Here is a 13,112-nt window from a genome sequence, read left to right on the forward strand (position 1 = left end):
TCTTATTCTACGTGCTAACAATGTCAGTTAATAAATCTTTAAGCAATTATAAAGCTGCTATGGCAGCTTATCTTCCAGTGCCCGCATAAATCCGGTCACGTCTGCCACTTCCTGTTTAGTCAACTGCAAAGGTGCTGCGGACAATGTTTGGGCAGGCGTTTCCAATCCAATGCCGCTACCACCGCCTTTGTTATAGAATTCCACTACATTCTCCAGGGTGGTAAATGCGCCATTATGCATATAAGGCCCTGTGGCTGATACATTCCTCACGGTAGGTGTTTTAAACGCCTGCTCATAGAACGAGATATTCAACACATCATAGCGGCCTTTATCAGTATCCGCCAATGGTCTTGCCAGGTCTTCATTCTTCGGCGTGCCCAGTACCTCCAGTTCTGTAAGGTTATACAAAGGAGGCACCAGTCCATTAAAGAGTGGTGCAAAATGGCAGGTGCCACATTGCGCCTTCCCCATAAATAAATTAAAGCCTCTTACCTGTGCTGCACTCAAAGCTGTGGTATCACCAGTGATGTATTGGTCAAAAGAAGAGTTACGTGGATTCAGCGAGCGTACAAATGCAGCAATGGCCACCGCTACTTTTTCCGCAGTGACCGTACTATCCGGGAACACCTGTTTAAAAAGTACTGTATAGGCTGGCAATTGTAAAACCTTCGCCGCATCACCGTTCATCTCAAACGGGTTATGCACAACATCCAGCGCCTGCTCTTCCAGGCTTTTGATGCGCCCTTCCCAGAACTGCCCGTACTGGAATCCTGCGTAAAAAAGGGATGGTGCATTCCGGCGTACATGTGAATGCCCGTCAAACGCAACACTGGTAGCCAACCCATCCGTAAAGTGTTTTTCCGGCCGGTGGCAGGTGGCGCAGCTTATTTTGTTATTGCCGGATAAAGCGGTTTCATGGAATAACTTTTTACCCAGGCTGATCAAAGCGCCATTTACCGTTGCAGTAGTTGAAGAAAATGCATCCGGACTGTTAAACTTATATAACGCCGGCGTAGCTGCAATGCCTGATAAAGGAAATGTTTCAACACTTTTGAATTTCTCATTCCCTGCAGCAGGGAATGCATCTATGTTGATGGCATCTTTGCTGAACAAATGTTCCGCACTGTAATTCAACACACCGCCAGTAGTATTCAGCACCAGCTGCATGTCCCTGATCATGTAACCCAGCGTTCTCTGCAAAGGCAAAGCGTATTGCCTGAGAAAACGCAACCGGTCGAAAGCATCAAAATCTTTACCTGCTTCCAGGAACCACAGGCTTTTATCAAGATAATAAATTACGCTATCTGCATAAGGTGCACGTTTATCCAGGTATGGGGCCAGCACAACTTTCACGGCATTCAATGCTTCGTAGGATTCAGTAATACCTGATTTTAACAATGGTGCATCAAACCCTGTAATACCCAATGTATAAACTCGTATCAGTTCTATGCGTACGCTTTCCAGTACCTGTTTATCATCGGCAGTAAATCCATACAGCAGGGATAACAGGTCCTCCGCCGAACTGCGGATCACATTTACCTGTTCCAGCAAAGCCGCTTTATTAGCTATCACATCCTCTTCATATAACAAGGCTTCCATCACCTGCATCCCTACCGGCTCATTGTATTCCATGTAAGGTTCTTCTATTTCTGCTTTTGCAGGTGTATTGTAAATAAGGCTGGATGTTTTGAAGAAGTATTCCAGGAAGAATTCGATCTTTTTGTATTGCAGGCGGCAGGCTTTTAATTGTGTTCTGGCTGTGGCAACACTTGTTGTGTCGTCTTTACGAAGTAAATTGATGGTAGATTGGAGGGTTAATGTGGAAGCAGCAAAGTCTTTTGCACCAGACCTGAAATACTGCACCATTGGCTCCACGCCTATCGAAGGACCTGTGGCATTGGTCAGGCTCATCAGGAGAAAAAGGCAGAAGCCTGGTAGCAGCAATCGTTTTGTAGTGACCATAGGGCAAAAGTAGATAGGCAATCGCAGTTAGTACCTGCGTTCCCATGAAGATAATTATTTCTTAATTTTAATACAATGAGGAATGCCATTCATACATTATCTCCGCTCTTTCAGCAGGCCGTCCAAAGCCCGCAATCTGCGCCTGCTGCGGGATTATCAGCGTATCGGCCTTGGCCGCAAACTGGCGGAGCATGCAGCACGCTGGCTGCTGCAACGTGGTATTGATACCATGGTGTTGTTTGGCACGCCACAGAATCCTACCTGTTATTCCTACGAAGCTTTAGGTGGTAAAAAATTGTACAATAGTAAAGGAGGTTTTGACGGAGAGTATGGCTGGAAGGATATTACTGTACTCATTCCTTAGCTTGCCAGGGTTAAAGCCCGCAGTTTTTCCTCCTGTGCAATCGCAATATCTTTTCCGGATAAGATAATGAGGTTTTCCTGTATCAGTTCATTCAGCATTCTGAATGTGGTTTCATAAGTAGCGCCGATATAGGATGCAAGGTCCTGGCGGCTGAGGGAAAAGTCAATGAAGCCTCCTTCATTCCTTCCAAATTTATCGCGCAGGGAAAGCAGGGCATAAGCAATCCTTCCTTTCACCGGCATATGTGCCAGGTTGCGCATCTTCTTTTCTGATTCCTGCAGCTCACGTGCATAGAACATCATCATTTCATACATCAGCCCTTCATTCACTTTAAGGGATGCCTGGAAGAAGTCCAGCTCAAAGTAACAAACAGTAGCGGCTTCCAGTACAGTAGCGGTTACAGGATATACCAACTCTGCGCCAATACCCCGGTGCCCTACAATATCACCTTCCTTCGCAAAACGCACGATCAGCTCCTTTTCTTCCCCCCAATGTTTATGCACTTTCACCCTTCCTGTATGAAGAAAGAAAACACCTTTCACCGGATCACCTTCTTTAAACAACTGTGCACCTTTTTTCAGGGCAAAGTTCTTACGCTCATGCGTGATGGCCGGTTTCCATTCTTTTACACACAGCCTGCATACGAGGCAGGTTTGCATGTCACATCCCTGCTTGTCTTTCTTCATATCTTTCTACCTTTTGCGATTGAGCGATGATATCCGGTAAAGCTTCTCTCCAGCGCACCACCTCCCCTATTATTATAATAGCCGGGTTCTCCAGTTCCGCATGCGCCGCTTTAAATACAATATCCCGTACTGTTCCTGTAACCATCTTTTCCCCCGGAGTGGTACCATTCTGTATAATAGCTACCGGTGTTTGTGTTTTGCCAAAACTGCTGAACAGGTCCATGATCTCTCCTAACTTGCTCATAGCCATCAAAATTACAACGGTGGCGGTAGATTGTGCAGCCAGGCGGAGATCATCTGAAATACTTCCGTGACGGGTAGTGCCTGTGGTGATCCAGAGGCTTTCCGCCATTCCCCTGCAGGTGAGCGGGATCATCTGACCAGCCGGTACCGCCAGTGCGCTGGAAATACCCGGTACTATATTAACCGGGATGCCGGCAGCAGTAGCAGCCTCAATTTCTTCTGCGGCCCGGCCAAAAATAAAGGGGTCTCCTCCTTTCAGGCGTACCACATGCCCATAAGCCAAAGCACTGCTGATGATCAGCTCATTGATCTCCTGCTGGGACAAGGCATGGCAGCCATATCGTTTACCCACAAAGCTCACCCGGGCATTCGCGCCTGCATATTGCAGCAGTTCAGGGTTCACCAAAGCATCATATAAGATCACATCTGCCTCCCGGATGGTCCGGATGGCTTTTAAGGTGATCATTTCCGGGTCTCCCGGCCCGGCACCAACTAAAGATAAGGATGGTTTTGGCATGCTTAATACATTATGATAATAATTATATATGATATTTAACCTAATTCATGCATAAATTTAGACTAAATACTCGTATTTTTATGATGTTAGTCATATACACCATTACTTTTTTACGATTTTTTAGCCAAAAGACATTATATTGATAATAACATTATATGTCAATATAGCTTATTCCAGATCTTAAAAATCGTCCTCTAATGAAAGTCGTAGTTATCGGTAATGGCATGGTAGGCTATAAATTTTGCGAAAAAATAGTCGAAAAAACCGGAGATACCCATATTGAATTAGTAGTTTTTGGAGAGGAGCCCCGCCCAGCCTATGATCGGGTACATTTAAGCGAGTTCTTCGCCGGCAGATCAGCAGACGATCTCACAATGGCTTCCCTGGAATGGTATACCTCCCGTAACATCACCCTCCACCTGGGTGATCCCGTAAAAGCAATAGACCCTGTTTCCAAAACCGTTCATTCTCACCAGGGCATCACTGAAACTTACGACTTCCTTATCATGGCCACCGGCTCCGCTGCATTTGTACCAGCTATCCAGGGAGTAGATAAAAAAGGTGTTTTCATCTACCGCACTATAGAAGACCTGGAACTAATGCAGGCCTTTGCCCCGAAAGCCCGCAAAGGAACGGTGATCGGCGGAGGGCTTTTAGGTCTGGAGGCGGCCAAAGCATTAATAGACCTCGGCGTGGCAGAAACACATATCATTGAATTCGCACCCCGGCTCATGCCACGCCAGGTAGATGATAAAGGTTCCTTTATCCTCCAGTCCAAACTGGAAAAACTGGGCCTCCGGATCCATACCAGCAAAAACACCCGCGAAATACTCGGTACAGATACCATCACCGGCCTTCAGTTCACAGACGATTCCATATTAGATACAGATATGCTGGTGATCTCGGCTGGCATTCAGCCCAGGGACGAACTGGCAAAAACAGCAGGACTCACCACCGGTCCCCGCGGAGGCATTGTTGTAAACGAACAGCTGCAAACCTCTGACCCTTCTATTTATGCGATCGGTGAATGTGCCTTATATAATGGTATGATCTATGGCCTGGTTGCGCCGGGATATGAAATGGCGGAAGTAGCTGCTTCTCACCTGCTCGGTCAACTCAAAGCCTTCACCGGTTTTGACATGAGCACCAAACTGAAACTCATTGGCGTGGATGTGGCCAGCTTCGGCAATCCTTTCATTACTCCGGAGCAAGGCAACAGCATTGTGCTGGAAGATTCCATGAAGGGTGTTTACCAGCGTATTAATATTTCTACCTGTGGTCAATATTTATTAGGCGGCATCCTCATCGGGGATGCAGATGCCTATAATATGCTCCTGCAAACGAGTAAGAATAAAGTGATCCTCCCTCCCAACCCCATAGACATCCTGTTGGGTGCCAGGAATGGAACTGCCAGCACTGGCATCAATCTCCCTGACGAAGCCATCATCTGCAGCTGTGAAAGTATCAGCAAAGCAGCTATTGCACAGGCTGTAGAAGCGGGTCACGAAACACTGGATACCGTAAAGAAATGTACAAAAGCGGGTACCTGCTGCGGAGGTTGTGTACCCATGGTGAAAGATATTATCACCGCCACTATGAAGGCACAGGGCAAATATATCCGCAATGTGGTGTGTGAACACTTCTCTTATTCCCGGCAGGAGTTACTGGACCTCGTTAAAGTAAAAGCACTGAAATCCTTTGATGAAGTACTGGACCATTACGGAGACGGTGAAGGTTGCGAAACCTGCAAACCTGTAGTAAGCTCTATCCTCGCCAGTTTATGGAATGAAATGATCCTCGGCAAAGGTAACGACACTGCCCAGGATTCTAACGACCGTTACCTGGCCAACATTCAGAAAGGTGGTACTTATTCTGTTGTACCCCGTATCCCCGGTGGTGAGATCACCCCGGAGAAACTGATCGTTATCGGGCAGATCGCTTCCAAATATCATCTCTACACTAAAATAACAGGCGGCCAGCGCATTGATATGTTCGGCGCGCACCTCAGCGACCTTCCTGCCATCTGGGAAGAACTCATTCTTGCAGGCTTCGAAAGCGGGCATGCATACGGTAAAGCATTACGTACTGTAAAAAGCTGTGTGGGATCTACCTGGTGCCGCTTTGGCTTACATGACAGCGTAAGTTTTGCTATCAGGATAGAAGAAAGATACCGTGGCCTCCGTGCCCCGCACAAAATAAAATCTGCCGTATCCGGCTGCATCCGCGAATGTGCAGAAGCACAATCCAAAGACTTTGGCATCATTGCCACAGAAAGAGGATGGAACCTCTACGTATGTGGCAATGGCGGATCCAAACCACAACACGCGTTGCTCCTGGCCAGCGACCTGGATGACGAAACCTGCATCCGTTACATAGACCGCTTCCTGATGTTCTACATCAAAACAGCCGATCCGCTGACACGTACTGCTACCTGGCTCAATAAACTGGATGGCGGCATAGACTACCTCCGCAACGTAGTGCTGCAGGATAGTTTAGGTATAGCAGAAAGCCTGGAAGCAGAAATGCAATTACTGGTAGACAATTATAAATGCGAATGGAAGGAAGTAGTGGAAAATCCTGCGCTCAGAAAACGTTTTAACCACTTCGTTAATGCGCCGGAAGAAAAAGACCCTACGGTAAAATTTGAGACCATGCGTAATCAGAAGAAAGCAGCGGAATGGAAATAGATCACCAACATCAAATCGCTTCACATATGTCAACGCTCAGCACAACCGGAATCACCTGGTTCTTTGCCTGCAAAACAACAGACGTTCCCGCGAACGGAGGTGTTTGCATCAAGTTCAAAGAAGAACAGATCGCCCTGTTCTATTTCACCCGCAGCGATGCCTGGTATGCCACACAGAACCTTTGCCCGCACAGGCAGCAAATGGCTTTAAGCCGTGGTATGACCGGTTCACACCAGGGAGAACCAAAAGTTGCCTGCCCCTTTCACAAAAAAACATTTTCATTGGCAGATGGAAGATGTTTGAACGACGAACATGAATGTTCCCTCACTACCTACCCGGTAAGGACGGAAGATGATCGTGTATATATCGGCGTTAGAGAGAACGAAGAAGCGTATTAAAGCGAAACCCGGTAGCTGGCAGGCTATCCGGGCTTCTGAATTTTAATATGATTGGCTCACTTAAAATTTATCAAAAATACATGAAAAAGTCGTTCCTCGGCGGGGTCTCCTGTATTTTCTTTGGCACCTTCCTTTCCCTTGATTGTTCCGCACAATTCATGCTGGGCGCGCAACTAAGAACGCGCACAGAACTACGGGACGGCCAGGGAGGTCCCCTTCCAAAAGGCAGCAAACCAGCTCTTTTCACTTCCCAACGTACCCGCTTATCCGCAGGTTACAGTACCTACCGCTTAAAATTGGGCCTCACCCTGCAGGACACAAGGGTCTGGGGCCAGGATGCATCAACCATCAACAGAACTACCACTGCAGACAATAACGGATTCCTCCTGCACGAAGCCTGGGCAGAGGTCCTCATAACCGATACCATCCTTAAGAACAAAAGCCTCAGCCTGAAAATAGGACGGCAGGAATTGGTCTATGACGACAGCCGCCTGCTGGGCAACCTGGACTGGCTGCAGCAAGGCCGGAGGCATGATGCCGCCGTACTCAAATTCAAATACAACAGCTGGAACTTCCATGCAGGTGGCGCCTTCAACCAGAATAAAGAAAACGCATCAGGCACTACTTATAATCCGGCCCCACCCGGTAACTATCCGGCTAATACCAACGGCGCACCTCAATACAAGAGCCTGGAATTCCTGCATATCAATAAACAGGCAGGTGCAGGCAGTATATCCCTCCTCTTCCTGGCAGACCAGTTCTCCAAATACAGTGTAGACAGCCTGCTGGTGAAAAAATGGGAAGCAGCCAGTTACAACCGTTTCACTACCGGCCTGTATCTGAACTATCCCTTCTCAAAGAACAGCATCATTGCAGCCGTCTATTATCAGAAAGGCAAAAATGGAGATGGGAAAGCAGTAGATGGCGCATTGTTCTCCGCAGCCTATCAACGGCGTTTTGTAGAAAATTTCAGTATGGAGGCCGGTGTGGATTTTACCACAGATACCTTCGATCCGCTCTATGGCACGCCGCATAAATTCTGGGGCACGATGGACTACTTCTATGTGGCCAGCAAATTCGGCAACAACGGCTTACAGGATTACTACCTGAAAGCCAGACTAAAGAAGAACACTAAATGGAATATCGGCGCAGACCTTCACCAGTTCTATAGTTCATCAGGGTTAACCTTTGGTACGGAAGCAGATCTTACCATGCAGTACAACCTTACCAAAGCCATCTCCTTTGAAGGAGGTTACAGCTACTTTAACAGCACGGCACAACTGGCCGCCGCCAAAAATGTTACGGACGCACAGTATAACAATCACTGGGCTTACCTGATGATCAATATCAGGCCGGACATATTCCTCAAATAAAAAACCTGACAAATGCTTAACAACAAACCGCTCGATAAATTACGCATCTTCAGCCTGAACTCTATCCAGATGCGCACGTTCCATATTACCTGGCTGATGTTCTTCGTTTGCTTCTTTGGCTGGTTCGGCCTGGCACCACTGATGCCCACCATCCGTGCAGACCTTGGCTTATCTAAATCACAGATAGGCAATATCATCATCGCTTCCGTTTCCAGTACCATCATTGCACGGCTGATCATTGGCAGACTTTGTGATACCTGGGGGCCCCGCAAAACCGCAGTACGGTTGCTGGTAATAGGTTCTATCCCTGTATTCCTCGTAGGGTTTGCACATAATTACACCACCTTCCTGATGTTCCGTTTAGCTATCGGCACCATCGGGGCATCGTTTGTGATCACACAATTCCATACATCCATGATGTTTGCTCCCAGTATCAAAGGTACTGCCAATGCGGTTACCGGCGGCTGGGGCAATCTCGGCGGAGGTGTTACAAACATGGTGATGCCACTCATCTTCGCTGCTATTGTAGGAATGGGCTACAGCGCAGGTACTTCCTGGCGGCTGGCCATGATCGTACCGGGGCTGATGATGCTGGGTGTAGCCATACTCTATCATAAATACACAAAGGATACGCCCAATGGTAATTATGATGAAATAGGATACAACGGCGCTAAACGTAAAACAGACTGGAAGGTATTGGGAGATTGGCGCATCTGGGCTTTAACCATGGCATATGCCATGTGCTTCGGTATGGAGATCACTTTCGACAATGTGGCTTCCCTTCACTTCGTAGATACTTTTCACTTATCACAAAGCAGCGCAGGGCTTTGGGCTGGTGTATTCGGATTAATGAACCTCTTTGCCCGTGCACTGGGAGGTTTTGTGTCAGACAAGGTGGGTGCTAAACAAGGTATGAGAGGAAAAGGCATCCTGCTGGCCTTAGTATTGCTGGCGGAAGGAGGGGGTTTATTACTTTTTGCAGGTGCCCCTTCATTGGGTCTTGCCATTGCCGCCATGCTGGGATTTGCTTTATTCCTGAAAATGGCGAATGGTGCTACTTATGGCATCGTTCCTTTTATAAACCAGGAGAATGTAGGGCTGGTGAGTGGTATTGTAGGAGCAGGTGGCAACCTCGGTGGTATGCTGTTCGGCTTCCTGTTTAAATCGGAGAACATTTCCTACGAACAGGCATTCACTTATATCGGGTACGCGGTGATCGCAACGGGTTTTATCGTATTGGTGACCAGGTTCAGTAAACAACCCGCCAATGTAACTGTACCGGTCAAAGCAAAGCCGGTACTGGCTGATTAAATATTTTCAACATGCAGGCATCATTCAAAACAACCTGTTGCTATTGCGGAGTAGGATGTGGTGTAGTGGTCCATCGCGACAGGCAGGGAAGATTAACGGTAGAAGGAGATAAAGATCATCCTGTGAACAGGGGCATGTTATGCTCCAAAGGAATGAACCTGCACTATACGGTAACAGACACTTCAGACCGTTTGATGCATCCTGAAATGCGGTACAGCCGGAACAGCCCACGGCAAAGGGTTTCCTGGGAACAGGCGCTGGACAGGACGGCGGCTGTTTTTAAAGCCATCATTGAAAAACACGGGCCGGATGCAGTAGCATTTTATGCATCCGGCCAATGTTTAACGGAAGAATATTACGTGGTCAACAAACTGATCAAAGGTTTTATTGGCAGTAATAACATCGATACCAACTCACGGCTTTGCATGAGCAGTGCGGTGGCAGCCTATAAGATGTCTTTAGGAGAAGATGTGGTGCCCGGTACTTATGATGATATTGAACAGACGGATTGCATTTTTGTAGCGGGGGCCAATCCCGCATGGTGCCATCCCATTTTATGGCGCCGTATAGAAGCAGCCAGGGCTGCCAATCCACGCCTGAAGATCATTGTCAGTGATCCCCGTGTCACACAGAGTTGCACCATGGCAGACCTTCATCTGCAATTGCATCCGGGCACTGATATTGTACTCCATCATGCAATCGGGAGATTACTGATAGAACAGGGTAAAACAGATGCAGCATTCCTGCAGCAGCATACAAATGGTTATGAAAAATACCGGGAGATGGTGATGCAGCGGAGCATTACAGAAGCTGCGCTCATTTGCGGCATTCCGGATACCGCCATCTACGATGCAGCACATTACATTGGTGAAGCAAAAGGTTTTATGACCATGTGGACGATGGGCCTGAACCAGAGCGTGGTTGGTGTGCATAAAAACCTCAGCCTGATCAATCTCCACCTGATCACAGGAAAGATCGGCAAAGCAGGCAGCGGCCCCTTTTCCTTAACCGGCCAGCCCAATGCAATGGGCGGACGGGAAGTAGGTGGTTTATCGAACCTGTTACCAGCCCATCGCGTACTGGACAATCCCGCTCACCGGCAAGCCGTGCAGGAATTCTGGGGAGGCGTACCCTTGTCAGATAAACCGGGGCTCACTGCTACAGAAATGTTTACAGCCTTAAACGATGGCCGGTTAAAAGCTATCTGGATCATGTCTTCCAACCCACTGGTGAGCCTGCCGGATGTACGTTTCATGGAAGCAGCTTTACAGAAAGCGAAATTTGTGGTAGTACAGGAGATCTCAAATAAACCGGAAACGCTGGCATATGCAGATGTGGTTTTACCCGCCGCAGCATGGGCAGAAAAGGAAGGCACCATGACCAATGCGGAACGCCGCATCAGCTACCTGCATAAAATAACCGATGCCCCGGGAGAGGCTTTGCCGGATGCAGAGATCATCTGCCGTTTTGCGAAAAAGATGGGTTACAAAGGATTTGACTATGCCAATGCCGGAGAAATATACAACGAACATTGCCGGCTGACAGCAGGTACCAATATCGATATCAGCGGACTGAACTACCAACTGCTGAAAGAAAAACGCAGCGTGCAATGGCCTTACCCAGACGGTACCAAAGATCATGGCACGCCCCGGCTTTTCACAGATCATTCTTTTTATACGCCTAATAAAAAAGCGAACATCCATTCTTTTGATGATGAAAATAATTCAGAACCCATAAACGACACTTACCCCCTGATCCTTACCACCGGCCGCATACGCGATCAGTGGCATACTATGAGTAAAACAGGAAAGGTGAGCAAGCTGAAACAACATATAACTTCCTCCTTCCTGGAGATCCATCCTGAAGATGCCCGCGAGCGGAACATCCGGCAGGATGACCTTGTAGAAGTAAAGAACGAAAGAGGTACCGTGCGCGTAAAAGCGCAACTCTGCACCACCATCAAAAAAGGTGTGGTGTTCCTCCCTATGCATTGGGGAAAAATATTGAACAGTGATCTGAACCGTGCGAATAATCTTACTAACAATATCGTAGATCCGATCTCGAAACAGCCAGATCTGAAATACGCCGCTGTACAGGTATTGCGTTATGAAAAACCATTCCAGAAGATCATCGTCATAGGTGCCGGCGCCGGTGCCTATGGCTTTGTGAAAACTTACCGCGCCCTGAATACCCACGATGAAATAGTAGTGTTCAATAAAGAAGACCAGCCCTTTTATAACCGCGTGATGCTCCCTGACTACATCAGTGGTACACAGCAATGGGCGCAATTGGTGAAAATGTCTGATGCAGAGGAAGCCCTCATGAATATTACATTGCACAGGGGTGTAAGCATTGAAAAGATCAACAGGGAAGAGAAATATATCATAGACAGTAAGGGAAATACACACACTTACGATGTACTGATCCTGGGTACGGGTAGCCGTGCTGCCACATTAAAAGATGTACCCCAGCTCAAAGGGATATTCACCATGCGTAGCCGCAGAGATGCGGATGCCTTCGTGCAACACACAGACCCTTCCAAAGGAAAGATCGTGATCGTTGGTGGTGGATTACTGGGTATTGAACTCGCTGCATCCCTGCGTGAAATGCATATCGATGTTACCGTGATACAACGTACCTCCCGCCTTATGGACCGGCAGCTGGATACACTGGGCGCACAACTGCTGTATGAAGAATTAAAGGACCGGAACATCGACATCATCTATAACGATGAGATAGAACAGTTCATTGGTTTAAAGAAGGTGGAAGGTATCCGCCTGAAAAGCGGACGCCACATTGCCTGCCAGGCCGTGGTAATGTCTATTGGCACTGTACCCAATATTGAACTCGCTCAAGCCTCCCAGCTTGCCTGTAACAGGGGCGTGATCGTGAACGAATACCTCCTTACCAGCGATCCTTCCATTTATGCCATTGGTGAAATTGCTGCCTATGAAGGAACGCTGTATGGCATCACTGCAGCCGCAGAACAACAGGCAGCTATTGTAGCCCGTCATATGAACGGCGATATCACAGGATATTATGAAGGCTCCCTTTTCATGAACATCCTCAAAATGCATGGCATGGAACTCTGTTCACTGGGCATGGTGGAAACTCCTGCCGATCCGGCTTATGAAGAAGTAGTGTTCATCGATAAATCAAGAAGGTTCTATAAAAAATGCATCATTCATAACGATCGCCTGGTAGGTGCTATCCTTATCGGCGACAAATCAGAATTCCAGGAATTCAGGGAACTGATACAACAAAAGATAGAGTTATCAGATAAAAGGCTGGAACTCCTGCGCTCCGGTAAAAAAGCAGCACCGGTGATCGGAAAGCTGGTATGCTCCTGCGGGAATGTGGGAGAAGGAAACATCTGTGAGAAGATCAAAGAAGGATTCAGCTCATTGGACGAACTCTGCAAAGTCAGCGGCGCAGGTTTGGGCTGCGGCAGCTGCAAACCGGAAGTAAAACAGCTGCTGGAAAAGAATAAAGTAAAAAGAACCTTGCAACAGGAACTCGTGTAATCAACGAAGCAGGAGAAATACACTATAACAGGAACCGTATATCAGCA

Annotated in this window: 9 protein-coding genes; 6 read left to right on the forward strand and 3 right to left on the reverse strand. The window is 47.6% G+C overall.

The features are described 5' to 3' along the window. Positions 1–57: 57 nt before the first annotated feature. Positions 58–1,962 (reverse strand): cytochrome-c peroxidase, encoded by a 1,905-nt coding sequence (locus BUR42_RS12920; RefSeq protein WP_084185545.1) that lies wholly within the window; start codon positions 1,960–1,962, stop codon positions 58–60. A gap of 82 nt (positions 1,963–2,044) precedes the next feature. Between BUR42_RS12920 and BUR42_RS12925 the strand changes: the two genes are divergently transcribed. Then, positions 2,045–2,326, forward strand: coding sequence for a GNAT family N-acetyltransferase (locus BUR42_RS12925; protein WP_074239630.1), 282 nt, complete (start codon positions 2,045–2,047; stop codon positions 2,324–2,326). Here the strand turns inward: BUR42_RS12925 and BUR42_RS12930 are convergent. Further along, the gene (locus BUR42_RS12930) at positions 2,323–3,012 is read right to left on the reverse strand and encodes a Crp/Fnr family transcriptional regulator (RefSeq protein WP_074239631.1); all 690 of its coding nucleotides are present in this window, start codon (positions 3,010–3,012) and stop codon (positions 2,323–2,325) included. The two genes, BUR42_RS12925 and BUR42_RS12930, sit on opposite strands and share 4 nt — an antisense overlap. Then, positions 2,987–3,772 (reverse strand): uroporphyrinogen-III C-methyltransferase, encoded by a 786-nt coding sequence (cobA, locus tag BUR42_RS12935; RefSeq protein ID WP_074239632.1) that lies wholly within the window; start codon positions 3,770–3,772, stop codon positions 2,987–2,989. Before cobA ends, BUR42_RS12930 begins: the two co-directional genes overlap by 26 nt. Before the next feature lie 197 nt (positions 3,773–3,969). On the opposite strand from cobA, the gene nirB reads away from it, so the two are divergent. The 5 genes from nirB to BUR42_RS12960 all read left to right on the forward strand — a co-directional run bounded on the left by nirB (position 3,970) and on the right by BUR42_RS12960 (position 13,065). Further along, positions 3,970–6,459 carry a nitrite reductase large subunit NirB gene (gene nirB, locus BUR42_RS12940; RefSeq protein ID WP_074239633.1) on the forward strand — a complete coding sequence of 830 codons (2,490 nt, stop codon included), beginning with the start codon at positions 3,970–3,972 and terminating at the stop codon, positions 6,457–6,459. Between the two features lie 26 nt (positions 6,460–6,485). Further along, the gene (nirD, locus tag BUR42_RS12945; RefSeq protein WP_074240582.1) at positions 6,486–6,857 is read left to right on the forward strand and encodes a nitrite reductase small subunit NirD; all 372 of its coding nucleotides are present in this window, start codon (positions 6,486–6,488) and stop codon (positions 6,855–6,857) included. Between the two features lie 80 nt (positions 6,858–6,937). Continuing rightward, a complete protein-coding gene (locus BUR42_RS12950) occupies positions 6,938–8,230 on the forward strand; it encodes an alginate export family protein (RefSeq protein WP_074240583.1) in 1,293 nt (430 codons plus the stop codon). 12 nt (positions 8,231–8,242) lie between these two features. Then, positions 8,243–9,541, forward strand: a complete 1,299-nt coding sequence (locus tag BUR42_RS12955) for an MFS transporter (protein WP_074239634.1) — start codon at positions 8,243–8,245, stop codon at positions 9,539–9,541. Between the two features lie 11 nt (positions 9,542–9,552). Next, on the forward strand, positions 9,553–13,065 hold the full coding sequence (locus tag BUR42_RS12960) for a nitrate reductase (RefSeq protein ID WP_074239635.1): 3,513 nt from the start codon (positions 9,553–9,555) through the stop codon (positions 13,063–13,065). The last annotated feature ends 47 nt before the right edge of the window (positions 13,066–13,112 follow it).

It is taken from the genome of Chitinophaga niabensis (assembly GCF_900129465.1).
GTDB classification, from domain to species: domain Bacteria; phylum Bacteroidota; class Bacteroidia; order Chitinophagales; family Chitinophagaceae; genus Chitinophaga; species Chitinophaga niabensis.

Coding starts and splice junctions, on each gene's coding strand:
- BUR42_RS12920 (WP_084185545.1), bottom strand. CDS start 1,962: ATGGTCACTACAAAACGATTGCTGCTACCAGGCTTCTGCCTTTTTCTC.
- BUR42_RS12925 (WP_074239630.1), top strand. CDS start 2,045: ATGCCATTCATACATTATCTCCGCTCTTTCAGCAGGCCGTCCAAAGCC.
- BUR42_RS12930 (WP_074239631.1), bottom strand. CDS start 3,012: ATGAAGAAAGACAAGCAGGGATGTGACATGCAAACCTGCCTCGTATGC.
- cobA (WP_074239632.1), bottom strand. CDS start 3,772: ATGCCAAAACCATCCTTATCTTTAGTTGGTGCCGGGCCGGGAGACCCG.
- nirB (WP_074239633.1), top strand. CDS start 3,970: ATGAAAGTCGTAGTTATCGGTAATGGCATGGTAGGCTATAAATTTTGC.
- nirD (WP_074240582.1), top strand. CDS start 6,486: ATGTCAACGCTCAGCACAACCGGAATCACCTGGTTCTTTGCCTGCAAA.
- BUR42_RS12950 (WP_074240583.1), top strand. CDS start 6,938: ATGAAAAAGTCGTTCCTCGGCGGGGTCTCCTGTATTTTCTTTGGCACC.
- BUR42_RS12955 (WP_074239634.1), top strand. CDS start 8,243: ATGCTTAACAACAAACCGCTCGATAAATTACGCATCTTCAGCCTGAAC.
- BUR42_RS12960 (WP_074239635.1), top strand. CDS start 9,553: ATGCAGGCATCATTCAAAACAACCTGTTGCTATTGCGGAGTAGGATGT.